This is a genomic window from Periweissella beninensis (assembly GCF_016908275.1).
Lineage (GTDB): Bacteria > Bacillota > Bacilli > Lactobacillales > Lactobacillaceae > Periweissella > Periweissella beninensis.
The window spans coordinates 1-26,065 of the sequence record NZ_JAFBDN010000013.1; the positions used below are offsets into that span (position 1 = coordinate 1).

23 protein-coding genes are annotated in these 26,065 nt (G+C 35.2%); 4 read left to right on the plus strand and 19 right to left on the minus strand.

Translation table 11 applies throughout. The features are described 5' to 3' along the window. The first annotated feature begins 120 nt into the window (after positions 1–120). Positions 121–729 (plus strand): hypothetical protein, encoded by a 609-nt coding sequence (locus JOC59_RS05845; protein WP_205143868.1) that lies wholly within the window; start codon positions 121–123, stop codon positions 727–729. A gap of 189 nt (positions 730–918) precedes the next feature. Here the strand turns inward: JOC59_RS05845 and JOC59_RS05850 are convergent, their stop codons facing one another. The 6 genes from JOC59_RS05850 to argF all read right to left on the minus strand — a co-directional run bounded on the left by JOC59_RS05850 (position 919) and on the right by argF (position 7,359). Beyond that, a complete protein-coding gene (locus JOC59_RS05850; RefSeq protein ID WP_205143869.1) occupies positions 919–1,671 on the minus strand; it encodes a class I SAM-dependent methyltransferase in 753 nt (250 codons plus the stop codon). Between the two features lie 55 nt (positions 1,672–1,726). Then, positions 1,727–2,182, minus strand: coding sequence for a universal stress protein (locus JOC59_RS05855; RefSeq protein WP_205143870.1), 456 nt, complete (start codon positions 2,180–2,182; stop codon positions 1,727–1,729). Positions 2,183–2,241: 59 nt separating this feature from the next. Next, positions 2,242–3,594, minus strand: a complete 1,353-nt coding sequence (locus JOC59_RS05860; protein ID WP_205143871.1) for a cytosine permease — start codon at positions 3,592–3,594, stop codon at positions 2,242–2,244. 187 nt (positions 3,595–3,781) lie between these two features. Beyond that, positions 3,782–5,323 carry a YfcC family protein gene (locus JOC59_RS05865; protein WP_205143872.1) on the minus strand — a complete coding sequence of 514 codons (1,542 nt, stop codon included), beginning with the start codon at positions 5,321–5,323 and terminating at the stop codon, positions 3,782–3,784. A gap of 90 nt (positions 5,324–5,413) precedes the next feature. Beyond that, positions 5,414–6,346, minus strand: coding sequence for a carbamate kinase (gene arcC / locus JOC59_RS05870; RefSeq protein ID WP_205143873.1), 933 nt, complete (start codon positions 6,344–6,346; stop codon positions 5,414–5,416). Positions 6,347–6,360: 14 nt separating this feature from the next. Then, positions 6,361–7,359 (minus strand): ornithine carbamoyltransferase, encoded by a 999-nt coding sequence (argF, locus tag JOC59_RS05875; protein WP_205143874.1) that lies wholly within the window; start codon positions 7,357–7,359, stop codon positions 6,361–6,363. Between the two features lie 120 nt (positions 7,360–7,479). Here argF and JOC59_RS05880 point away from each other — a divergent pair, with 120 nt between their 5' ends. Together JOC59_RS05880 and JOC59_RS05885 are read left to right on the plus strand one after the other, a co-directional pair. Beyond that, the gene (locus tag JOC59_RS05880) at positions 7,480–8,778 is read left to right on the plus strand and encodes an ATP-binding protein (protein WP_205143875.1); all 1,299 of its coding nucleotides are present in this window, start codon (positions 7,480–7,482) and stop codon (positions 8,776–8,778) included. Further along, positions 8,775–9,623 (plus strand): DNA-binding domain-containing protein, encoded by an 849-nt coding sequence (locus JOC59_RS05885; protein WP_205143876.1) that lies wholly within the window; start codon positions 8,775–8,777, stop codon positions 9,621–9,623. The genes JOC59_RS05880 and JOC59_RS05885 overlap by 4 nt, the downstream gene beginning before the upstream one ends. A gap of 177 nt (positions 9,624–9,800) precedes the next feature. Here JOC59_RS05885 and JOC59_RS05890 read toward each other — a convergent pair whose 3' ends face one another. The 6 genes from JOC59_RS05890 to JOC59_RS05915 are packed head-to-tail and all read right to left on the minus strand — an operon-like array spanning position 9,801 to position 15,764. Then, entirely contained in the window at positions 9,801–12,293 is a 2,493-nt protein-coding gene (locus tag JOC59_RS05890) for a carbamoyl phosphate synthase preATP-grasp domain-containing protein (protein WP_205143877.1), read from the minus strand. A gap of 2 nt (positions 12,294–12,295) precedes the next feature. Beyond that, entirely contained in the window at positions 12,296–13,372 is a 1,077-nt protein-coding gene (locus tag JOC59_RS05895) for a carbamoyl phosphate synthase small subunit (RefSeq protein WP_205143878.1), read from the minus strand. A 53-nt stretch (positions 13,373–13,425) separates the two neighbouring features. Beyond that, positions 13,426–13,944, minus strand: a complete 519-nt coding sequence (pyrR, locus tag JOC59_RS05900; protein ID WP_205143879.1) for a bifunctional pyr operon transcriptional regulator/uracil phosphoribosyltransferase PyrR — start codon at positions 13,942–13,944, stop codon at positions 13,426–13,428. Between the two features lie 22 nt (positions 13,945–13,966). Then, positions 13,967–14,899, minus strand: a complete 933-nt coding sequence (locus JOC59_RS05905; protein WP_205143880.1) for an RluA family pseudouridine synthase — start codon at positions 14,897–14,899, stop codon at positions 13,967–13,969. Positions 14,900–14,901: 2 nt separating this feature from the next. Beyond that, positions 14,902–15,375, minus strand: a complete 474-nt coding sequence (lspA, locus tag JOC59_RS05910) for a signal peptidase II (protein WP_205143881.1) — start codon at positions 15,373–15,375, stop codon at positions 14,902–14,904. Next, positions 15,375–15,764 carry an EbsA family protein gene (locus JOC59_RS05915; protein ID WP_205143882.1) on the minus strand — a complete coding sequence of 130 codons (390 nt, stop codon included), beginning with the start codon at positions 15,762–15,764 and terminating at the stop codon, positions 15,375–15,377. The genes lspA and JOC59_RS05915 overlap by 1 nt, the downstream gene beginning before the upstream one ends. A 25-nt stretch (positions 15,765–15,789) precedes the next feature. Here JOC59_RS05915 and JOC59_RS05920 point away from each other — a divergent pair, with 25 nt between their 5' ends. Continuing rightward, positions 15,790–16,173 carry a ribonuclease HI family protein gene (locus tag JOC59_RS05920; protein ID WP_205143883.1) on the plus strand — a complete coding sequence of 128 codons (384 nt, stop codon included), beginning with the start codon at positions 15,790–15,792 and terminating at the stop codon, positions 16,171–16,173. Here JOC59_RS05920 and JOC59_RS05925 read toward each other — a convergent pair. The 7 genes from JOC59_RS05925 to JOC59_RS05955 all read right to left on the minus strand — a co-directional run bounded on the left by JOC59_RS05925 (position 16,170) and on the right by JOC59_RS05955 (position 26,060). Further along, the gene (locus JOC59_RS05925; RefSeq protein ID WP_205143884.1) at positions 16,170–17,258 is read right to left on the minus strand and encodes an NAD(P)/FAD-dependent oxidoreductase; all 1,089 of its coding nucleotides are present in this window, start codon (positions 17,256–17,258) and stop codon (positions 16,170–16,172) included. The two genes, JOC59_RS05920 and JOC59_RS05925, sit on opposite strands and share 4 nt — an antisense overlap. 204 nt (positions 17,259–17,462) lie before the next feature. Then, a complete protein-coding gene (locus tag JOC59_RS05930) occupies positions 17,463–18,068 on the minus strand; it encodes a nitroreductase family protein (protein WP_205143885.1) in 606 nt (201 codons plus the stop codon). A 78-nt stretch (positions 18,069–18,146) separates the two neighbouring features. Beyond that, on the minus strand, positions 18,147–18,932 hold the full coding sequence (locus JOC59_RS05935) for a DUF2785 domain-containing protein (RefSeq protein WP_205143886.1): 786 nt from the start codon (positions 18,930–18,932) through the stop codon (positions 18,147–18,149). Positions 18,933–19,406: 474 nt separating this feature from the next. Continuing rightward, entirely contained in the window at positions 19,407–20,111 is a 705-nt protein-coding gene (locus JOC59_RS05940) for a hypothetical protein (RefSeq protein WP_205143887.1), read from the minus strand. Between the two features lie 103 nt (positions 20,112–20,214). Then, a complete protein-coding gene (locus JOC59_RS05945) occupies positions 20,215–21,477 on the minus strand; it encodes a restriction endonuclease subunit S (protein WP_205143888.1) in 1,263 nt (420 codons plus the stop codon). Continuing rightward, a complete protein-coding gene (locus tag JOC59_RS05950) occupies positions 21,464–23,065 on the minus strand; it encodes a type I restriction-modification system subunit M (protein WP_205143889.1) in 1,602 nt (533 codons plus the stop codon). Before JOC59_RS05950 ends, JOC59_RS05945 begins: the two co-directional genes overlap by 14 nt. Before the next feature lie 22 nt (positions 23,066–23,087). Next, positions 23,088–26,060: a type I restriction endonuclease subunit R gene (locus tag JOC59_RS05955; protein WP_205143890.1), complete on the minus strand. Its 2,973-nt coding sequence runs from the start codon at positions 26,058–26,060 to the stop codon at positions 23,088–23,090. Positions 26,061–26,065 lie beyond the last annotated feature (5 nt).

Genomic DNA, 26,065 nt, shown 5'->3' on the forward strand with positions numbered 1-26,065 from the left:
TTTGTGTGAGAACTCCAATGATACCTGATTTTTAAGTCTTGGTGTTTTTATTTTGTCATTTTTCTAAAGTGGCTAACTTGATTATAAAATTCGCCAGTTAATAATATCAGTAAATTAATAATGTTTATTATTGCAACGCTTAGTATTTTGCTTGTTCAAAATCTGGTATATACCGCAAGTTTAAACTGGAGTTCACCTAATAATATTATTGCTAGCAAGACCAATGTTAGCTATATACTTAATGGTGAAAAATTACGACAACGTTTTTATAGTAAGAATTTAGGCGCAGCTCTAAAAGTAATTTGGAAGCCAACTTCTGATTATTTACCGGTTAAGCAAGGGGCAGTAATTTTGCATCCATATAATGAATATAATATGCAAATAGCTAAAAATACGCATAATAAAAAAACAGCTACTAAAACTGGCTTACGGGTAAGTTGGATGGCTACCAAAGAAAACTATCATAATACCGGTGTAGTTAAATATGCCAATGATCGCATTTTAATAAATGGTCAGACACCAACTAAACGTCAATATTACACAACCAAGATTGGTACATTAATGGTCAGAAGTAGTCGTGGTCATAATGTCGTAACCATTACTTATAAACCATCCTTATCGATGCGCTTAGGACTTTTAATCAATTTAATAAGTTGGCTAATTTTTGGTGGTTATCTTCTCCTCCTAGGTCTTAAAAAATGGCCACAAAAGAATGCTCACCATTTTTAAGCGCTACTTAGTAAAAAAATACTACAAAATAATAACCCCTAAGCTATGGGTTTAGCTTAGGGGTTTTTGTAACTGCAAAAACGTTAAAAGTATACAGAAGTACGCCAAAAAATACTAAATAATTACTGAATTAAAACCTCTTAAAAAATATGCTGACATGGTTTAGCAAGACTACTTAATTGATAAATTTCAACTATTTTGAAGAACTTGCGAATTTAGTTGCTTCTTAGCAATAATCAAGTAGCTCGTCATCCACGGTCCCGTCCACCAACCTACAATACCGTATGTTTTAGCCTGCTCAATTTGATAGTTTTTTGAACGTAAATAAGTAATATATTCTTTTTTATGATTTCCTGTATCAACAATAATTAAAGTACCGGAATCTTTGAGAACTCGAATAGCCTCAGATAAGGCCGTTCCACGCTTTTTCTTTGTTCGAATATTATGTAACGCCATACTAGCTGTCACAAAGTCAAAACTATGCGACCTAAATGGTAAATCAAGCATATCCGCCGTTTGTAAGGTAACAATATCTGCTAAACCCTTTTCCTGTACAATCATTTGAGTGTACTCTAAAGTATTATTTGACTGATCCTGCTTGTGCCACAAATCAATGCCAGTTGCGTGCCCATCTTTTGCCAAACGTGTTGCGAATTTAAGTAATACAAGTCCATGACCAGTTCCTAAATCTAATATTTGACTATTCTTAGGTATCTTTAGTTGTGCCATGATATTATTCCAAATAATAACTTTTCCCCTAATAGACGTATGTAAAAAAATAATCCCACCTACGATCATTAAAATCCCATAAGTTACCATCCATCCATAATTCTTATAGTCATTTTTGAAAACTATAGCACTTATAGTTGCTAATAAACCAACTCCAATATATGCTATTGGCACTATTGGGGCATCTATAATGACTTTCTTTAACTTTTTCATTCAAGAACATCCTTATTCAATACAATTTTTTAATTTATACTTTATAAAATAAGCGTTATTCCTTATTATTTTTAATAACTAATACATCAATATTAGCTGTTCTGATAACATAATCCGTGACTGAGCCAATGAAAACTCTTTCAACACTACCTAACCCAGTTGCCCCCATAATAATTAAGTCTGCCTGTATTTTTTGTGGCATTTCTTTGGCAATTAAGCTTTTAGGTAAACCATATTCAACTATATATTCTACATTTTTAACCCCCGCCTGTTTAGCTTCTTCAACATATTCTTGTAGCACTGTGTTAGCATTTGTTGCAGCTTCTTCAACCATGCTTTGATCAAACGTACCAATATTTTTAAATAATTGGGGATCAATGATGTGTACAATATACAAACGTGCTTTTTCACCATTTCTTTTAGTAGTGGCAATAGCCTTCTTTAAGGCTAAAGTAGCTTGTTTGGAGCCATCTACTGGCACTAAAATAGTATTATATTTTTGCTTTTCCATAATTATCACCTCACTAATTCTAACTAAATTTTAACATAGATTTTTTTAGAATTATCTATCTAATCTTTAGTATTAATCTTACTAATAATTAAATAAACAATACTAGTGACTAACATTGTCGGAAAAGTAGCACCAATTGTATCTTTAATTATTGGTAACATTGAAAAGATAAAGAATACGCCTAATCCAAGCAGCCAACTTAATAATGCAATTATATTAACACCTTTATCATACCAATACTGCCCCGCAATCTTTGTAAAAGCTGATATATCATACTTTTGATTTTTCAATAGAAAGTAGTCAGTTAAAAATATCGCTATCTCTGGTCCTAAAAACATCCCCACTAAATCTAAAAATTGCGTAAAAGCATCTAAAAATGTTGCAAAAAATAGTGGTATAAATGAAACAATGGTTGCAATAATGGTAACTATCCATAATGCCTGATTTAAATTAATTTTTTTAGTGAAATTTGTCAATGCTGACCCTGCTGCCATTAAATTAACTGCATTAGCCGTCGTTGATGTTATCACAATCACAATTAAAGCAATCACACCTAATCCTAATTTTGAAGCAATTGTTGATGGATCAGAATTATTTGGATCATATACATTTAGGGACAATGCCGTTGCAATGGTTGCAAAAATACCAATAAATGCAAACCAAAACAATCCCAGACTAGCCCCTAGGAATGGAGTTACTGTCGCAGCGGTCTTTTTTGCTGCAAAACGTGAAAAATCTGCAGCAGCAGTCACCCATGCTAGATTAAACGCTGCCAATATATCAAGAGCATTACCAAAACTAAGTTTAACAACCACCTTAGGTTGCCAATTAGCAATTTGTGCAAATGATACTTGTTTAAAAACAACAATGCTTTCCCAAATAACAAATATAATTACTAAAATAATACCGATTCGTTCAATTAATTGAACTGAGCGTTGCCCTAAAGAAATTGAGCATAAATGTAACAGTCCCATAATTAAAATGCCAATTGAAATTCCTAATAGACCATGCTGTTGATATGTTTTAAAGCCAAATATGTCATGTAGAATAACGCTAATAGAAATTGCTGCAATAAATGTATTTGCGGCAGTCCAACCAATAAATTGAATAACATTGATTATTGACGGAATAAACGAACCTCTTAGCCCAAATGAAGCACGCGTAAGAGCCATTGCTGGTAACCCCGTTTTAAACCCCATATAGCTGGCTAAACCTAAAATAATATATGAAATTATACCAGCCGTTACTAATGCAAGCGAACTCGTCCATAGGCCAGCTGCGGCAATGACACCGCCAATATACCATGTTCCATTATTAGCATTAGCGCCAATCCACGTTGCGAACATATCCCAATGATTCATTTTTCGTTGATTATCATTAATTACAGTTATTTTACCAAAATTTTTATTCATTTTTTCTCCTAAACGTATTAAATTAGTCAAAATGTATACAAAAAAAGACAGCCATGTTAGCACTGTCTTTAAAAATTTAATTAACAAATTTAAGATTAACTGTGCTTTTTTTGGACTCTCTGGACCAATTTAAAAAGATATTTTTTTAATTATACCAGTAATTTTGTTAAATACTAGCTTAATTTTTTTAATATACTAAAACTTCTGCAATTAAAATGCCACCACCAAAAATTAATACAAAAGCTACTACTGGCCAGACAAATTTAAACCAGTGTGAATAACGCATATCTAACATTTGCAATGTCGCCATTACTAATCCTGTTGGTGCTAAAAAGAGCATTGCGTACTGGCCAAATTGATAAGCAGTGACTACCACAAAACGTGGAATATTCACAGTATCTGCTAATGGTGCTAATATTGGCATTGACAATACTGCTAAACCTGACGAAGATGGTACAACAAATCCTAATACAAAGAATATTAACATCATTACAATAATAAAAATAGGACCATTCATATGTGTTACTAAGTTGGATGAAAATTGAAGCATGGTATCTGAAATTTTACCATCATTTAAAATGATGTTGATTCCACGAGCTAGACCTATAATTAAAGAAACTCCAACTAAACTTGATGCCCCATTTACAAACGCATCAACAACACCTTTTTCACCAATACCAAATTTACCCGTTGCTGTTAGGAACATAATAGCAATCGCAAAAGTTAAAAATGATGCGGCCATCGTAGGGAACCACCATCCTTTTCCCATAACCCCCCAAACCATGATCGGGAAAGTAATTACAAATAAAATTAAAATAATTTTTTTACGTATCGTAAAAATCGCTTGCTCTTCACTACTGGAACTTACAGACCATAGTTTTACAAATGTTTCATGATCTTCATATGAATAAGAAAATTCAGGATTTTCTTTTACCTTTTTACTGTACCAATATAAATACCCAATAACAAAAATTGCCGCAACTATACAGCCAATAATCCGCCAAACTATTCCTTGTGTAAAATTAATACCCGCTGCATTAGATGCAATAACCACAGAAAATGGATTTATGGTTGAAAAACACGTTCCAATTGAACTAGCTAAAAAAATAGCTCCTACACTCACTATCGAGTCATAGCCCATCGCTATAAAGACCGGTACCAATATTGGATAAAATGCAACAGCTTCTTCTTCAATACCACATAAAGTTCCACCTAGGACCATTAACACAGCTACAAAGAAAATTAGTAAAAATTCATGGCCTTTAGTTTTTTTGGTTAATGCAATTAAGCCTGATTCAAAAGCACCACTAGCTTTAACGACACCAATTAGCCCTCCTAAAACAAAGATAAAAACCATAATATCTACAGCCTCAATAGTCCCATTAACCATACTATTTGGAATTGCTGCTACACTTGCAGGCTTTTGCTTTAACCTTTGATACGTGTTTGGAATTGAAATTGCATCCGTTATTCCGCCAGACGTAAATTGTTTAATATTAATTTTGACGCCCAATTTATCTAATTGTGTTTGGGTTGCTGGTACGTTCTTTACAGTTCCACTAGGCTCCTTTATCTGTAATTGCGCATTATTTTGATTATATGATAGCTTTGCATAGCTACCAGCTGGAATGGTCCACGTAGCAATCACTGCTAAAATAGTTAATACAAACAAAATTACAAATGCGCCCGGCATTTTCAGTTTAAATTTCTTATTTCTAATATTTTTCATGATTTAACCCCTTTTTAATTATAAAATAAGATTCTAGTGACAATCAATTTGTATCATCCCTAGAATCTCATTTTATTATTCATTCTTTACTTACTTTTGGGTAATGAGGGTTCCAAGGTTGCCCGCTAATGCATCATCTAGCCGGTTTAACGAAGTAATTAAAGCGCACCGCATATTACTTTTTTTAACGAAATTTAAACAAGCTTCAATTTTAGGTAACATACTTCCAGGTGCAAACTGACCTTCTTTAATATATATATCTGCATCTGTGCTATTTAATTTTTTTAAGACTTGTTGATTAGTCTTACCATAATTAATATATACTTCATCAACTGCCGTTAAAATAATTAATTGATCAGCATCTAAGTTATCAGCTAATAATGCACTTGATTTATCCTTGTCAATTACCGCTGGTACACCTCGTAATCCTTGATCTGTTTTAATTACTGGCACGCCACCTCCACCACTTGCAATGACTAAATTATTATTTTCGATTAATGTATTGATACTACTCAGTTCAATAATTTCAACAGGGCGTGGTGATGGTACAACTTGCCGATATCCACGACCAGCGTCTTCCTTGAAAATATAGTTTTTTTCTTGTTCAATTCGTCGAGCATCTTCTTGACTATAAAAGTCTCCAATAGGTTTAGTCGGATTATCAAATGCCTTATCTGTGGCATCGACGGCAACTTGTGTAATCACTGATATGACTGGTTTATCAATCTGTTGTCTTGCTAACTCATTTTGTAGACTTTGTTGTAGATGATACCCAATATAGCCTTGACTCATAGCACCACATTCAGGAAACGGAAACGCGGCTGTTTTATCATGTTCTGCTGCAAAATTCATTCCTAAGTTGATTGCCCCAACTTGTGGCCCATTACCATGACTGATAACAACTTTATGACCAGCTTTTACTAAGCCAATTAAAGATTTTGCTGTATTCCTAACTAATTCCATTTGTTCTTTCGGCGATTTACCTAGTGCGTTACCGCCCAATGCTACAACAATTTTTGCCATTATATTACCTCGTTTTATTCACCTAGAGTTGCAACCATTACTGCTTTAATGGTATGCATTCTATTCTCAGCTTCTTGGAATACAACTGATGCCGCACTTTCGAACACTTCATCGGTAACTTCCATTTCTGTTAACCCATATTTCTCAGCAATTTCTTTACCGACATTTGTTTCATCATTGTGAAATGAAGGTAAACAATGTTCAAAGATAACATTGGGGTTACCAACTTTTTCCATCAACGCTTTATTTACTTGATATGGTTTTAACAATTTAATTCGCTCTTCCCAAACTTCTGGAGCTTCACCCATTGACACCCAAACATCTGTGTAAATAACATCTGAATCCTTTACACCTTTTTCAATATCTGAAGTCACCATAATTTTTGCATTTGTTTTTTTACTAATCCTTGCTACCTTGCTCATTAGTTCATCATTTGGTTGTAACTCATTAGGACAAACCAAATGGAAGGTCATTCCCATCGTTGCAGCTCCGATCATCAAAGCGTTAGCTACATTATTTCGTCCATCACCAACATAGGTGAAGTGCATATCCTGATAATTTTTCTTTAAAACTTCCTTAGCAGTTAAAAAATCTGCTAACACTTGGGTTGGATGATCTTCATCAGTTAGCCCATTCCAAACTGGTACGCCAGAGTATTGAGCTAATGTCTCAACCGTTCTTTGTGAAAAACCACGATATTCTATTCCGTCATACATACCACCCAACACACGCGCTGTATCCTTAGCACTTTCTTTTTTACCCATGTGGGAGCCACTTGGTCCTAGATAAGTAACATGCGCTCCTTGATCATAAGCTGCTACTTCAAATGCACATCTCGTCCGTGTTGAACTTTTTTCAAAGATTAAAGCAATATTCTTACCTACCAATTTTTGCTTTTCAATACCAGTATACTTGGCTTTTTTCAAGTCCTCTGATAATTGTAATAAAAATGCCATTTCCTTTGGTGTGAAATCAAGTAAGGTTAAAAAACTGCGATTACGTAAGTTAAACATTGTGTTATCCTCCTTTTTTATTTACAATTATCATTATAGTAAGCGGTTTCATAAAACTTCAAAAAACTTCATGAAATCTTTCAAAAAACTTGCTCAATTTTTATCATGGAGGCTATTTCTGTGTTTACTCAAACCAAATTTATAGATTACGGTCGATCTCAAAGAATATTTATTGCAGCTATTTGTATTTCACTAGCATCTCAGGTGAATTTTCAAACATATACTCATGGTTTTATTATTGCGCTTGCACCATTAATTTTACCGATTTTTTTATATTTTAATGCCGACTTAAATCCCTTTTACTTAATCGTTAGCATCAGTATCGCATCACCATTTTTTAGAGGGATATTACTTTTCATCAGCCATCATAATTCAAATTCTCAAATTTTTACATTTATTGTTACAGATATCGCTTATTACATCTGTTATGGTGCTTTATATTATCTACTTTATTGGCGCCGTAGTCATTGGAACAATAGTTCATTTTTATTGACTATCATCATTTGTGATTATTTAGCTAATCTTCTAGAGGTTAGTCTTCTAACCAATTTTAGCCATTATAATTATTTTTTATTTCAGTTTATTTTTATTGTGGCGTTAGTTCGTAGCATCTGTAGTTGTGTATTTGCATTTATCTATCATTATTTTAATTTAATGATGCGCGACGACACTCATGAACAGCGTTACTATTATTTTATTTGGATTGCTGCATCAGTTAAAAGTGAAGTTTATTTTATGAAAAAGAATATTACTGAAATTGAGAATGTTATGCGCAATGCATATCTATTAAATCAAAATTTAGAAATGACTAATATAAATCATCAAAGTAAAGATATGGCTTTAGCAATTGCTCGAGATGTTCATGAGATTAAAAAAGATTATCTAAATGTTGTACGTGGTCTTGGTGATTATTTTAATGATAGTAATAACTCGACAATGAAGTTCAGTGATATTTTACGTGTCGTTGCAAGTTATATTCGTATTAACATTAAGGAACATCATTATAATATTGTTACTAACGTACAAAGTAATGTAGAAATAATTGTGCCAAATCATTATTATTTAGTATCCATCATTTCAAATATAATGTTTAATAGTATTGACGCCTTACAAGACATTAATAATGGTATCATTTGCCTTACTGCTGAAGATGTTGGTGAAGATATTATTATTAATATTAGTGATAATGGCAGTGGTATCGATGCTTCAATATTAAATTTAATTTTTCAACCCGGCTATACAACAAAATTTAACATGAATACCGGTGATGTTTATCGTGGAATTGGTCTTTCCCATGTCCGTATTATTGTCGAAGAACAATTTAAAGGGGATATTTCTGTAACCTCAACTATTAACAAAGGAACAAATTTTCAAATAACCTTGAATAAACAAAGATTAAGTCAGGAAGAACTCTTATGAATTTTTTTATTATTGATGATGATCCCTCAGTTCCGATGATCTTACAAAGAATATTAGAAGATGATATTAATAATAACGTTGTTGGTATTGCGCATACCGCCAGTAATGCTCTCAATACGATTTTGATTGCTAACAACATTGATATTGTCTTGATTGATCTATTGATGCCTGAAATATCTGGAATTGAGTTAATTAAACAAATAAAACCATTAAAACCAGATTTAAAATTTGTCATGATTTCTCAAGTGCATGATAGTGCCTTACGAACGCAAGCCTATGAGGCTGGTATTGAATTTTTTATTGACAAACCAATTAATATTATTGAAGTAAAAACTGTTATTCAAAACGTTATAATGAGTCTTCAAATGGTCAAGAAACTACAACATATTCAAAATTTATTAATACCTAATAACGATCACATTAATACTATATCAACAACCACTTTTGCAAATAAAGAAAAAATTTTATCGGTATTACGATTTTTAGGTATTACTTCTGAAAAAGGCGTATCTGATATCTTAGCCATCGCTCAATTAATGATCGATAAAAATTTAACATTTCGTGAAATTAATTTTAATACCCTATATCATATTGACGACCATGAGAAAAAGATTCTCTTTCAAAGAATAAGACGGGCCATAAAGGTTGGGCTACGTAACTTAGCAACCTTGTTGTTAGATGATATGGGTGATGAATTAGTTATTGAATATGCTAACGCACTGTATGAATATAAAAATGTCTGCATTGAAAGTCAATTTCTCCAAAATAAACGTTTAACTGGTGGCAAAGTATCTTTGAAACATTTTTTTGATGGTTTAGTACAAGAAAGTAATAAACACTTTTAAATTAATTAAACTTATTTATAGTTTTCATCACAAAATAACTAGCTAGCCCTTATTAATAGCCAAAGTAAGCCGAATAAACAAATTTGAATAATGAAAAAGCGCCAAAACGAAGACAAAAAATTCGTTTTGACGCTTTAATTTATTCCCGGTTTACTAAAGAACTTTATAGTAGTAAACCTAGCCTAAGATTTTTAAACTAACACCCATTTCAAATTTAGTTGTATCTAAATCACTAGCAGGTTGTAAATGTTGAAAAAAATCCGTATCATTAGCAACTAATTCACTAACTTGATATTTCCAAGTTATTTCAGGTAATTTTGCTAAAAGTGCCTTATCAGCATCCGTTAAACAATGAACATAATCACGAACCATAATTCTCAACCAATTTATTCCAGTCACCTTATTCATAAAAGCAATTTGACCATATGGTATTGGTCGCAATTGGCCACCTTCAACCGAACTTTTATGCGGTAGTTTAGGCATAACTAATTGGTACAACCCAGGCGACGCAAATTCCATTTTGGGTAAAGGTATATTTTTAGTCACAAATTGGTTTAAAACCTCACGATCCATCATTAGTTTACCTGCAATATGATCAGTTAAACTAATCAAATAGCTATTTTTACCATCATAATAGTAATTTGCTGCATATTCATGCTCCCCATTTAAAGGACCATGTGGCATATACTTCTCTTTAGGTAAGACAATCGTCCGTACCCCACGATTACGTAATGCTGTAATTAACTTAATTCTATTACCTGGTACAATTACTAATGCAGGTTGTTCCAATTCAACAACATTCATAACATCCGAAATCTCAAGGGGCTCAATATACTGTTTATCAGCTAAACGTGGAATTAAACTTAATGCATTTGGATTATTATTCATAATAATTGTTTGAAAACCATTCAATTTTAGTTCACTTAAAACCGTTGCTGTAATATATGAACCACTTGCTCCATCACCCAAACGAAATGCACCTGTACCGATAATCAACACAGATTTTTCACCTAGTTGGCTTGATTCATTTTCCATCTCAAAGGTACTATAATACTTACTAACACGCTCCGGTAATTCTCCAGCGGATGGCTCAATTGCCTTATAAGTAGGCACCAAATCATTATCTTTAGCTAATCCTCGCACACTATCAAAATCACTCTGCCATAGCTTAGCGACTAACCCATCTGAAAGGCCATAATATTTTGCTTGTGTTAATAATTCAATATTACCAGGATTATTAATCACACCTCGTTCTAATTCCATAATGTGTCTTAGTTTATAAAGATAATATTCTTCAATTTTAGTTAATTCTGCTAATTCATCAACTGTGTATCCACGTCTAAGAGCCTCAATAAGTAACAATATCCGATTATCACGTGGATGAATTAACTGTTGAATTAAATCATTTTCTGGTAATGCATTCATAATATGCGGTGAAAAACTACGATTACTAAAATGTGCTGCTCGAATCGCTTTTTCAAGGGCTTCTTCAATTGAACGGCCAATCCCAATCGTTGAACCAACTGATTTTTGCATCGTATTTAAACGATGATTGACCTTAATACCGGCATTTTCAATTTCACCAAAAGGAAATACTGGAAAACGGATAACTACATGGTCCATGACTGGTTCAATCATTGCCATCTTACTAGCAAATGCACTTGGTAATTTTACTTTTTCAAGTTCGATTCCAATCATCACACTTGCACAAACCAAAGCTAACGGATACCCAGTTGCGCGCGCAACTAATGAGCTATTCATATCAAAATATGGACTAATTTTAATTACAAAGTAAGAATCAGTTTTTGGATCAAGTGCAAATTGGATATGCGCAATTCCTCGAATATTAAGCTGTTTCATAATTCTAAAGGCTGCCATTCGTAACCGCTGAAACTCCCGATCCGTTAATGTCTGGACTGGTGTAACAATAATGGAGTCAGCGGCATGAATTCCTACTGGATCAATATCCTCAACAGCGCCCACTAGCATATTAACATCATGCTTATCTCTTAATACTGCAACCCCGACCTCCCGTAAGCCGGTTATATCTTGCGAAATAACTACTTGTTTAGTCCGGCTTTGTCGAAAAGCAATTTTCAATGCTAAATCCAATGATTCAGAATCATTAGCCATTTGACGACTAGCTTCAAAATGGGCTGATACAGGTTTCACATTAACTGGAAATCCAATTTCACGAGCCACATCAAATGCATCTTCAACTGAGTTAGCAACTTTGGAGATAGTCACAGGTTCCCCCATTTGTTTTAAACGATTAGCTAATAAACCAGGGTTATTAATAAGTTCAAGTGTTTGTTGATTAACACCTAAAAGTTCCAATCGTTCCATTAAATGAAAATCTTTATCTACTAGCAATTCACCTAATACATTAAAAGCTGTTAAGCCACCACACGCTGGTAAAATTGCGTCTGGTTGCTCAATTTCAATTATTTTTTTTATATTTTCAGCCGTAATGGCTTGTAAATATGTACCAATCTTAGGTATTTCAAGCGCTAATGAATATGGATTTTCATCAATTACCACCGTTTCAATGCCCATTTCCGCATAAGCCCCAATAATTTGAATCATGGCGGTATCTAATTCTGACTCACGGCCAAAATCATTTGGCCCACCACCAATAAGTAATACTTTTTTAATTTTTGGTTTTATCATAATTAAAACCTATCCTTTGTCTCAATCATTTCAAATAATTCATCAATCACGGTTGTCCCCTCTAATGGGCCGGGCGCTGAGTCTGGGAAAAATGCTACTGAAAACGCAGGATAATCTCGATGTCGTAAACCCTGAACTGAATTATCTATTATATCGATATGCGTTGTAATCAATTTAGCATGATCAATTGATGTTGGATCAACAGCATAACCTGCTCCTTGTGGGACATATAATAATGCGTTAGTGATAACTTCTTTAACTGGATGATTCGTTCCATGATGTTCAAATGGTAACTTTACAAGACTAGCACCGTTAGCTAAACCAAAAATTTCATGTCCTAATCCGATTCCTAACAATGGGACCCGCTCTTGAAGTTGGCGCATTAACTCAAACACCGAATTAGGCAAGTCTCGAGGATCTCCCGGCCCTGTTGAAAAAATTACGGCATCAGGATCTAAACTAAGGACCGTTTCAGTATCAACAGTGTACGGTAATACTGTCACATCGGCATTCCGTAAACTTAATTGGCGTAAAATACCGTGTTTCAAACCAAAATCAATCACAACAACTGTACTCCCAGTTCCAGGGTTTGGATAGGCTCGTGGTGTTGCAACAGCATCGACTTGCCGGGTGGTCAACACTGTTGCGTTTAACTGATCAAAAGCATGATCATCTGGAAAATCAACGATACTTGCTTTTTGTGGACCTGTTTCCCTTAAATGACGAATAAGAGCTCGTGTGTCAATACCGGTTATTCCCGGAATATTATGTCGTGTTAAAAATTTATCTAAATTCATTCGTTTCAAACGATTGGTTGATACTTCAGCAACATCACGTACGATTACTCCTTTAGCGGTTGGAAAAATTGATTCATAAGCATCATGGTTAATTCCCCCAGCACCAATTGTTGGCGCACTAAAAACAATAATTTGATTATGATATATCTGATTTGTAATAATTTCTTGGTAACCTGTCATTGCGGTATTAAAAACAATATGACCGAAAGTAGTTGCTTCTGATCCAAATCCGATTCCTTCATACGTACTACCATCAGCTAAAATTAAATAGCGATTACTCATAATTAAACGCTCCTTTCAGTTGATTTTGATGTTATGTAAATTATCACTAATAACTATTTGTCAATTTCCACATCGTCAAAACCATCAATTTCTTCAACATTTACTTTGATTCGTTCATTTTGAGCAGTTGGAATATTTTTACCAACAAAATCAGCTCGAATTGGTAATTCCCGATGCCCACGATCAACCAACACTGCCAAATTAATATTGACTGGTCGACCATTATCCATAATAGCATCAAGTGCAGCACGAATCGTACGGCCAGTATACAAAACATCATCAACCAACACGACACGTTTATTAGTTACATCTACTTTAATATCAATTTTTGCGGCAGGCTTTTCTAGTTGCATATCATCTCGATAATGTGAAATATCCAATTCACCAACCGGAATTTCTGTATTTTCAAGTTGATGTAATCGGGCAGCAATTCTTTGTGCTAAATATACACCTCGTGTTTTAATACCAATTAACACTAATTCATTAATTCCTCGATTTTTTTCAATTATTTCATAAGTAATCCGCGTCAATGCTCTTTGCATTGCCATAGCATCAATTATTTGTTTTGACATTTTGTATCTCCTACTTCTGTAATTATAATTTTAAAATATCTAAATCATGCCCATCATCAAGGGGCTGTAAACCTTGTAATGTTTTAACAAAATATTCTGGTAGTGCTGTCTCAAATTTTAATTGTTCACCTGTCGTTGGTTGGGTTAAACCTAAAGTTTTAGCATGTAAATATTGCCCATGGCCACCTAACGTTTTTTTAGGCCCATATAATGGATCTCCGACCAGGGGATGCCCTATGTAAGCCATATGAACTCTAATTTGATGTGTGCGCCCGGTTTCTAACACCGCCTTAATTAGCGTGTAGTTAACAAAGCGTTTTAAAACCGTAAAATGTGTTACTGCATTCCGACCATCTTTAATAACTGCTTGCTTTTTCCGATCCGTTTTGGCACGTCCTAATGGTAAGTTTATTGTACCAGTCTCTTCAACTAAATTACCGTGAACTAATGCGATATATTCGCGTAAATTTTTTTTCGCTTTTAATTCTTGTTGTAACTTCTGTTGTGCAATATCATTTTTCGCAACCATTAGTAGACCGGATGTATCCTTATCAATACGATGAACAATGCCTGGTCGTAATGTATCATTTATTTTTGCTAAAGGAACATGATATAGTAACGCATTAACTAATGTTTTACTGGTATGTCCTGGTGCTGGATGTACAACCATTCCTTCTGGTTTATTAACAACTAAAAGGTCATTATCCTCATATACTATATCTAAAGGAATGTTTTCAGCAATTAAATCAAGTGTTTCTGGTTTAGGTGGTGTTATTATAACAACATCCCCACTTTTAACAGCATATTTAGCCTTAACTGGTTGCCCATTAACTAACACTAAATCCTTTTTTATCCAATCTGCAAGTTGTGAACGCGTGTATTGGTTAAATTCATTTCCCAATACTTTATCAATACGACCCACTTGTGTATCAATCACTAATTTAAGCTCTGGCATTGCTAATCTATCTCCTTATCAGTCAAGATACTTAAAAACAATCCAATTACACCCACTGTTAACGCAACATCAGCAATGTTAAACACTGGAAAATTAATAAATTTTAAAACAAACATATCGACCACAAAGCCTTGGCGTACTCGGTCAATAAAATTACCTAATGTGCCAGCAATCATTATTAATAATGATAATCTAAAAAGCAGCTTGTTTTTGAATTTATAATATGCAAATCCTAAAGCAACTAGTGCTAAAGTCGTTATAATATAAAAAAACCACTGTTGTCCTGCCATAATACTCCAAGCAGCACCGTTATTATGCAGCTTAGTAACAGCTAATATTCCTGGAATAATTGTATCTTGAACCAAGACACTATGGTGTAACCCTAAGTTACTCTTTTCAATGGCTTGCTTTACCAATTGATCCACCACTAAAATAATCACTGCTATACTAGTATCTAGTACCAAAAATTTTTTCATTAAATTTTAATATCCTTTTCAACTAACCGTTTTTCTAAAACATTTTTGAAATTTTTAGTAATAAAGTACTCACGGGTCATTCCATTAACATCAAATTTTAATTGATGTCTACTTAATTTAATATTTTTCAATTGCTTAATTTCGACACTATCATATCGATAAAAAATATGTCCTAAAAATAAAGTATCATCGATTAAATAAACTCTTCTACGATAAATACTAAGATATGTAACGATAATAAATATCCCCAATAATCCTGCAGTCCAAATATTAAAATGTGTCACTTCTAACTGAATTATCAAGGCTAATAATCCTAATGCTACTACCCAACTCCAACTTATGATACTAATTAAGCCGCTAGGTTGGTAAAATGAACGTATCGGTTTCAAAAAAATCACCTCGAGGTTTCTAATTATGATTAAATTATATACTGATGCTGCAACAAAAGGAAATCCTGGGCCAAGTGGTGCTGGTATTTTGTTAATTAAAGATGGTCAACAAATCCAATTAAAGCATTATTTAGGTGTCATGGATAACCACACTGCTGAATTTGCCGCTGTTAAATATGCTTTCACCATTCTTAACAATTATGTAACGGCAAATGAAACTATCTTTTTTTTCACTGATAGTAAAATTGTTGACCAAAGTTTACAGGCAAATTATGCGAAACACCACCAAACTATCGTAACCGAAATTAATAACCTTCAAGATCAATACGGCTTGGTCATATCTCAATGGTTACCTGAAAAAGCTAACTTGGGGGCCCATAATTTAGCACTTCAAGCACTACATAATTAATTTTTAAATTTAATATACTCACTAATTGGCTTAGTATATGCTGATATGTCGGTTTGTCGATTAATAATCAATTCTGCTAGTAATTTAGCAATCATAGGCCCTGTCGTTAATCCGGATGACCCAAGGCCGCTCGCTACATAAATATTAGGGTATTCAGGTAAATAACCAAAAAATGGCGCAAAATCAGGTGTATACGCGCGTGTTCCCACACGCATCTTAGTAATTTGAGCATGCCTTAGCTGTGGATTTATTTTTTGCGCACTTTTAAGTAAGTAATCTTTAATTATGGGTGTCGGTTTTAAATCATAACCAGCATCATTTTCATGACTTGCGCCAATAATGATTCGCCCTTCACCTAGTGGAATAAAATCACTTTCGCCTTCTGGCATCAGAACTGGTTGTTTTTTTACTGTAATTGTTTGGGCATCAATTAGTTCAATTAATTGGCCTTTTTGTGGTCGTACATTTACTGCATAATTTAACGGTATTAGGGTTTCTTGTAGCCAAGCTCCCGTTGCTACAATAATCTTATCGAATTCTGGGTAACCTTCAATCTTACCGTTAGCTGTTAAATGAACAGATTCATTAATATATTTAACCTGGGTATATTTATTAACCTCACTAACAAATTGTGCTCCATCAATCCGAGCACCACCACTGATATAAACACCCGCACTATTTATTTGCGTTTGTGGTATCATTTTCATTATTTCATCTGCTGAAATAATTCGAATTTCTTGCATCATAGGTGCGCTAATTTTACGCATTTGGGCCAATGCAAATAGTGCTTCAACAGTTGTACTATTAGCACGTGTAATAATTGTCCCTGTTTGTTGGTAAGCAGCCGCTGTAATTTTAGCTGTCTTCACAATCTGCGGATATAAGCTCGCGCCGTCATTCGCTAAGTGATACCATTTTTGATTGCGCCGTTTTGATAGCCATGGCGAAATAATTCCCGCTGATGCAGCTGTTGCTTGCCCAATCTGCCTATCAAAAATTGTAATATCATTAAACCCAGCTTCTTTAAGAAAGTAAGCTGTTAATGCGCCTACAATTCCACCACCAATAATTCCTATTCTTTGCATTTAAGTACTCCTTTCTTAGTATTATTCGTTTAATTATACCAAAAAAAAAAGTTTCTGACAGACAGGACCATAGCCAATTAAAATTATTATTAACTCTTTAAAGACATCTAAAAGACCTTTCAACTGGAATTATTCCAATTTGAAAGGTCTTAACTTATTTACTAAATGCCTATTAATAATTAGTCATATTAAATACTTATTTAATTATTTGTCTAAAACACGGAAACGTTCATTATCTTCAATGTAATCCTTCTCACCAGCTGGGCTTTCAATCGAACCAAATGGCATTTGTGAACGTAACCGCCAGTTGCTTGGAATATCAAATTCTTTAGCAACTAGTTCATCAATAATTGGATTATAGTGTTGCAAAGATGCACCTAAATTATTATCAGTTAAGGCTAACCATAATGAGTAATTAGCAATTCCCATTCCTTGTTCTGACCAATCATAGAATTTTTCAGCATAAAATGGAACATTTTCTTCAAACGATTTAACAATTGCCATGTCAGTATAGAACAGAACTGTCCCATAAGCGGCCTTAAATGCATTAATTTTAGCAACTGTCTTCGCATAAGCGTCTTCATCTGGAACTTCTTGGTGTAAACGTTCAACTACAATATCCCAAAACTTATCATGTTTTTCATTAAATAGAATTACCGCCCGTGTTGATTGATTATTAAAGGCGGTAGGTGCTTCTTTAACCGCTGACTTAACTAGATTTTCAATTTCATCATTTGTAAGTTCAACATTTTTACCAAGTGCATAAATAGTTCGACGCTTTTTTTGTAATTCTAAAAATTTATCTTCCATTATGATATACTTCCTTTATTTATTATTAACAATAAGTAAGTATACACGCTATTAAAAAGTAAGTAAAGTTTTTTATTCTTATAAACAATTGTTTTGTTGATAAACTTCATTTAAAAACTGATTAACGGTTTGATTAAATTGCTTAAAGGATAATCCTTCATATTCAAGTTTAAATACTAAGGAACGTAAAAAGGTCGACAAACTAAATGTTTGGCTTAAATCTTTCTTTGCATTAGCAATCAAGTCGTTTACCCACCGCATTAGTTCCTTACTATCAATTAAATCCTCACCAACTAAATGCACAATTACATTATCAATACGGCTCTCTTCCCCGCCACTAAAAGGACCAATATCTAAGATAATATGACTAATTACCGTCAATGCTCGTTGAACACGTTCATTATCAAACTCAACAAATAAGACCACATCTGCTAAAAGTTCAGCACCATTTGCAAATGGTTGGAGCCAACTATAATGTTGACATTCTGATACATGAACCGACTCTTGATCCATATAATCTAAAGCCATTTCTGATAATAAGGTTGCTTCTGCAAGATTAAGCCATGGTCTTTCTAAATGCAATTGTGCTAATCTCGCCAAGACAAACGCTATTAGTGAACGCTTTAATGCTAAATTATTATCATTACTTTCAATACCATTAAAAAGAAGTTGTTCATGATATATCTCTGTAAATAATTCGTGCATTTGTGAGTTTTTTAATTGTTGCGAGTCGAATAATTGTTGCCAAGTAATAAATAGTTGCTTTACTGAAACCTGATTAACTGTTTCTTGAACTAATAGTTTTAACTTTTGATCACTTATTGAAGCCACTTCTTCACTAGCCGTTATCGTTTCTAACTCCATTGCTAAATTTACCTCCAAAACAAAATCCACATTAAAACATTCACCTCAATTTTACCATGTTTATCTTTTATTTGTAACATTATATTTCCCATTAGCAAATGAATATGTATTTTTTTAAAGGGTCTACACTTTTTGGTACTGATAGACATGACAACGTCACGTTATCAAGACATTCTCTTCGGTCTTAAAAAACGCGATAAATTACAAAAAAACAACTAATCCAAATTATGAATTAGTTGCTTAATAAATTAATTTAATTATTTAGTCTATCAGTACCATTTGACAAAGAACCAAAACCCCCATTATCTAATAATTAGATAATGGGGGTTGTTTTAATACGTTTTGTACGGAGTGATAATTCAATTATAGACCTTAATATTAATAGTACATACTTAGTGGTACGGTACTACTTATTAAAAGGGTTATTAAATGTACTCAAAAAATTAGCATTAAATTTAAAGTCGGACTTTATTTTTAGTTCAATTGGTTTATATTTAAAGTTTTTAATCCTTCTCTTTTAAAACATAACGTTGCAAATGGTATTACTGGTGTTAATTCCAATTCAACACCAGGCTCAGAGCTATATAGGTAGTCATTTTTTTTATACGGAAAGACAATTCCAAGTCTAAACTCGTTTTGAATCTTATATTTTTCGTCTTTTGTTTGTAAAAAACCTTTTGCAATATTATCTATACTTACATTGCCGGCAAAAAAATCATCTTCAAGTTTACGCATTGTATTTTGATAGTCATCTATATAACAAACTTTTCTGGAGAATATAGTGGTGTGACTTAATACACCGTCTCGCTCACCATTCTGTGTGTCATTTAAATTGGTCAGTAGGAGTTGCATGTTTTCTATCGGTATGAATACAAAGTTTCTATTCTTGCCAAGGGTTTCTTCACTTTTAATTATAGAATCCGCAATAGTTTCTTTTAATCTCCCGTTGGTATCAAAAGAATTTGTGGTTAGTTCCGTAAAGCTAGTTATATATGATGGCATATTTAAAAAAATGCTATCTAATTTCCCCTCGCTTGGATCATTGATTAGGTCACCAACTGATTCTTCACTACTTTTTGTAAAAACAGAAATTTCGGATAACCATAATTTTTTTAGTGATAAAAAACTATCTATATAATCTTCTTCAACAAACTTAATATAACCAATAATATTTTCCATTTACTGAATCTTTCTATTGTTATTTATACGCTAACCCTAATATATGAAATTAATAATTTTTCTCACGAACACTGTTATCCTGATGTAACCATAAAAATAGACATTAAACAAACATAGTTTGTAAGAATCCTTTTTTCTGTTCTTTGAGCAAATCTAACTTACGCTGATGAAGAGCGATAGTGTCATCTAGTTGTTTGAAAAATGATCCAATCTTTTGTTGTTCCTCAAAACTAGGAATCATCATCGGCAAGTTTCCTAACGTTACCAGTCCAATTCGTTTTCTTGTAGTGCCGGTAGAATTATTTAGTGCTTCTTTTCTAAAAACATCTGAATTAATCAGAGTTAATATATAATAATTATCAAAATAATCAGTGTTAATTTTTAACCTAATACCGTCCGAAGCCATTAAATATTTAGGTTCAATTTTTGGCAATATTGTTGCTCTAGCTAAGGGATTAGCCATTTTAGCTATTATAATTTCTCCAGGATATATTAGATTTGAATTTAAACTTCGCGCCTTTTCTTCAGAAGTGTAAATTTTATAGTCATTTACAAATTTACCATCACCTATATTTTGCAATTGAATTATTCGTACACCGATTTCAGTGTAATCTGAAGATTTTAAATCAGAACCAAAGGGACCTCCTGTATAAGAATATCTATCTTCATTGTTTTTGACATCAATTAACTTACGCTGTACCCAATCTTCAGTAAACCCAGCAAACCGTAATTCAGGGACTTTTGCTCCCTGTTTAGGGAACATTTTTTGTAAGAACCCCTTCTTCTGTTCCTTGAGCAAATCTAACTGGCGCTGATGGAGAGCGATAGTCTCGTCTAACTGTTTGAAAAATATAAAAATTTGTTTTTGTTCCAAAATATTTGGGAATTGTATTTTTCCTTCTAATGCTCCTTCATCAGTCACATTAATAGTATTTTTTGCGCCTTTTGTGACTAATGGAGTTAGGTAGTGTGTAGCGATATTATCGTTTTTCAATGCCATCGCTACAAATGGTGTATAAGCTTTATCTGTAGACGTATACACAGCATATAAGGGAGATAGAATTCCTTTTATAGTCGCGACCTGAAATATTCCGTAGGGAGCGCCTTTAAGTGGACTTTTGGTATATATTAATTCACCGCCTTGGACTACCTTGTAATTAGAAAGGTCAGATCCAGCAAACGATCGACCTTGATATTTTATTTGATTAACAGTTCCAACTTCTCGAGATACAGACAGAACATCGACCTTTCCATACTGCTGAGCTTTATTTTTGGTTTTGGATATGTCTAAAACGTCTTTTAACTTACGCTCTTCCCAATCGTCCGTAAAACCAGCAAAGCGGATACTTGGCTTAGTGTTTTTCATCAGTCACACCTCCAAAGAGTGCTTTTGCCGCATTAATCATCTCGGCATTCTCTTCCGTGACAGCCAATTCATTTAGCATGGCCAACAAGTTAGCGTTTGCCGCAGTGATTTCTTGTTGGACCTGTTGCATCTCTTGACTGACTTTCACCAAATCAACGGGCGCTTCTTCTTCAAATGTATCCACGTAGCGCGGAATATTGAGGTTAAAATCATTCTCCTTGATTTCATCAAAGGTAGCGACATGCGCATACTTCTCCACGTCTTCACGCTTTAAGAAGGTCGCCACAATCTTCTCAATATCTTCGGGACGCAACTTGTTATTATTCTTTTGCTTCTCAAATCCCTTTGAGGCATCAATAAACAAGACATCATCTGACGTGCGATTCTTTTCTAGGACCATGATAATGGTTGGAATACCGGTATTGGTAAAGATCTTTTCTGGTAGGCCAATCACGGCTGAAATATGATGCTTCTCCAACAAGTCTTGACGAATACGCCCTTCGGCTGCGCCACGGAATAAGACACCGTGTGGTAGGACAATGGCCATCCGGCCATCTTGCTTCAAGTGATACAAACCGTGTTGCAAGAAGGCAAAATCAGCCTTTGACTTAGGTGCAATCCCAGACTTAAAGCGGGGATCATCTTCACGGTTCTCGTTGTCCCACTTTAGTGAGTAAGGTGGGTTCGCCATCACAGCATCAAACATACGTGGATTATCAACCCCATCCGTTACCCCATCAGGCCAATCAGAGTTCAACGTATCCGCATTGTGAATGTGAATATCGTTATACTCCACCCCGTGCATCATTAGGTTAATACGGCCCAAGTTATACGTTGTCGTAATCACTTCTTGCCCGTAGTACTTAATCGCCCCACGAACGCCGGCGTTGTGCATGTATGACGCTGTTGTCAGCAATAATGAACCAGAACCCATGGCTGGGTCATAGAGACTATATTGAGCCATATCTTCACGACCAGCCGTTAAGATGCGGGCCATAATGTCAGACACTTGGTGTGGCGTATAGAACTCACCGGCCTTGGCACCAGAATTAGCCGCAAACATTCCGATTAAGTATTCGTACAAATCCCCTAATACGTCCGCATCTTCATCCAGTTCGATTTGATCAATCAAACTAATCCAATCCATTAAGGTCTTTGTTCGGGTTTGGGTATTGCTGCCCAAACGACTTGAAGCCAAGTCCATATCATCAAAGATACCGTCAAAGTTGGCTTTCGCACCTTGCTGAATCCCTTGGTTAAAGTGCGCTAGTGCATCGGCGACCTGGGTGATATTAAATTGGTCGACATTAATGGCTGCTTGCCAGTCGCTAAACATATCGCCGGGTTGGATCACATACCCGAGCTTCCGCTGCATAAAGGCAGCCGCCTTTTCAGGATTTTGTTGCCAGACATCTACCCATGATTCACCACGTAGTTGCGCATCTAGCCAAGATTGGGCCTTTTCTGACAAGAACTTGTAGAACATCAACCCGAAAATATAGTTCTTATATTCAGCGGGCTCGATTTTACCACGCGTTTCGTTAAGGGTTTTCCAAATGAGTGCTTTTTTATCTACTGTTAACGCCATGATGAGTTAAATTCCTTCTTTATTAGTTTGTAATATCTGAAAAGTATGCCAGTAAGGCTTCTTCAAAATCAGCGATTTCGAAGAAACTAATAGCTAATTTATCTTCGATCTCTTCGATGTAGTGACTTAATTGTGGATTATCCACTAATGAGATCCCTGGTCGGTATAAGTTATAAGCGCTCAAGATGTCATTGCCATTATAGTTATGGTCCGCTGCCCACTTATAAATCATGAGTTCTTGTTGTGCCGTTCGAATCGTCTTTCGTACATGGGTTAGGGTTTCAGTATCAAAGTGTTCCTTATATGTCCCTTGTTCAATGCCATCCAAGACTTCCGTGATTTCATCACGATTCTTTTGGTCTAAGGGATTAACATGCTCTTCAACTGCAGCACGATTGTCCGGAGTCGTCTCGTCAATATAGACATTCAATAGTTCGACTAATTTGTCATAATTAATGATCTCACTGGCATAAGACTGAATGGCGACCTTAATATTCGTCAAATCAATCTGTTTTTCTGGTGGTAGCGTCTGATTAACATCATTCAAACGCGCTTGCAGCGTGCTTAATTGTTCAACATCACCGATTGCTAGTGTAATGGGGTTCCCGTCGCTAGTTGTGACTTCATTCCCCAAGGCATAGCCTTGTTGCATCAATTGCTGCACCTTAGCATTAACTTCAGCTGCCACTACCGCAAATTCAAGTCGTTCCTTTTCAGAACGCGGAATTTGTGAAAAATCATCGCCAGCCAAGGTCTTTAAGCGAGCAATATCTGGATTCAAATCGATAATCTGATCACCTGACTTTGGTGCTAACACACCAGTATCAAAGAGTTCCTTTTGTTCTGATTCATCCGGCACTTCAGCAACATCTGTAATGACATCATTGCCCCCTTTTGTATAAATGACCAAGGCATTTTTGACGTTCTCTTCCATCACCGCCCCTTGACGGTAAAAACGGACCTTACCATAAGGCTTTGCATTTTTATCAATGGTTCGATTTGTCCGGGACATGGCTTGAATCAAAGGACCTTCCGCCATCATTTTGTCCATGTAAATGATATTGACATACTTTGAGTCAAAGCCGGTCAATAATTGGTCCGACACAATAATCAAATCCAAGCGATCATCATCATTACCCTTGTTGTAGGGCTTCTTACGTGCAATACGCTTGGTCATATCATTCAAATAGGCCCGTTCCGAGTCTTGGTCTTCCAAAAAGTTACGGGTGCCATAACGCTTAATGTAGTCTTGCATGGCTTGCTTCAACGCTTGTTGCAGATCTGATGCACCGACGCCATTATCTTCATCGCGTGAGTACGTCATCGCCACTCGTAAGTCAGGAGCCTTTTGCTTGAATAAATTATAGTAAGAGGCCACTGCTTGTTTACCTGATACGGCTAGAATAGCTTGGAAGGCATTCTTCTGGCGTACCCCTATCTTGACCGGCCCACTGGCATTCTTATCCCAATTAGCCAATATATCGTCCACTACCGCTTCTCTAAAGGGCAAGCTGGCATAGACCACTTTTTCAAGCTCTAATTCGGTCATTTTGTCTGTCTGTGCCATTTCAAAATGGGGCTCATAGTAGGTGACATCAAACCCCAACACATTTCCATCACCAATCGCATCTTGGATATTATAGCGATGCAACCGTGGCCCAAAAATATCGAACGTTGATATTTTCTTAGACGTCTTGACGTTATTCACTTCGTCACTGTAGAAGTTAGGTGTCCCCGTGAAGCCAAACCAGGTCGTCTGTGGTAACGCTTTTTTAATTCGGGCCACTGAATCACCACTCGCTGAACGGTGTGCTTCATCCATCAAAATCACCATCCGATTACGCGACGCTAGTCCCACCTTGACCGCCCGATCTAAGCCTTGCACGGTCATTAAGTAGATGTGTGATGTTTGATTATGCTTGAGTTCCTTCTTTAATTCATGCCCATTCACAACCTTAATCCGGTTCTCAAAGGTCTTATAGGCAAATGATTTAAAGTTTTCAAACGTCTGGGTCACTAAATCAACTCGGTCGACAATGAAAATCACGTCCTGTACACGCGGCATCGATGCTAATAATTGCGCTACTTTAAAAGACGTCACGGTCTTTCCTGACCCAGTTGTATGCCAAACATACCCACCTTCACGTTCGACGAAGTCATTTTGATTCATTTCCCGAATACGATCTAGGATTTTACGAGTGGCTTGAATTTGGTAAGAACGCATGACCATGACATTATCATTTGAGGCATCCGGAATCATATTCACGGTGACTAGACGATGCAACGCCGGGATACCCATGACTTCATGGATAAAGCGCATCGCATCAGTCACTTCCTTGCCTTGCTCATCACGCCATGAGAAAACGAAATCATGGTTGTAGGATTCCACATTCTTGGGGCGTGAAAAATAATACGCTGAACTCTGCGACATGATGAACTGGACTTGTACAAATGAAAATAAGCCCGTGTACATGCCATCACTGTGATACTTCTTTAACTGTTCAAAGGCATTCCATTGATTTTGTAAGGACTGATCTTTCTCTTCAACATGAGCTACCGGCAACCCATTAATCAAGAGCATGATATCAATTCGACGTTTGGCACTAAGACTATTAGTTAGGTTATTAAACGTAATTTGATTGACGATTTCATAACGTGAGCGACCACCAGCCACTTCATCACCGTAAAATATTTCTAACTCAAGTTGTGACCCATCATCACGATTTAACGGGATGGTCCCAACACCACCAGCGCCAGCTAACATCAGTTGCGCATCATAAGTCGTCTTATTCTTATTCAGTTCCAAAACCACTTGGTCAAATTCACTATCTGATAATGGCGTTCCTTCTAAACGATGCGCGTTATTTTCGTTTAAAATATCGCGCCAGTGTTGATATAGTTTATCAACGGTAACACCTGAATAGGCTGGTAAATAATCCCACCCTTCACTCTCTAGTTTTTGAATCACTGCTTGTTCAAATTTATCTTCTGCCATTTTCC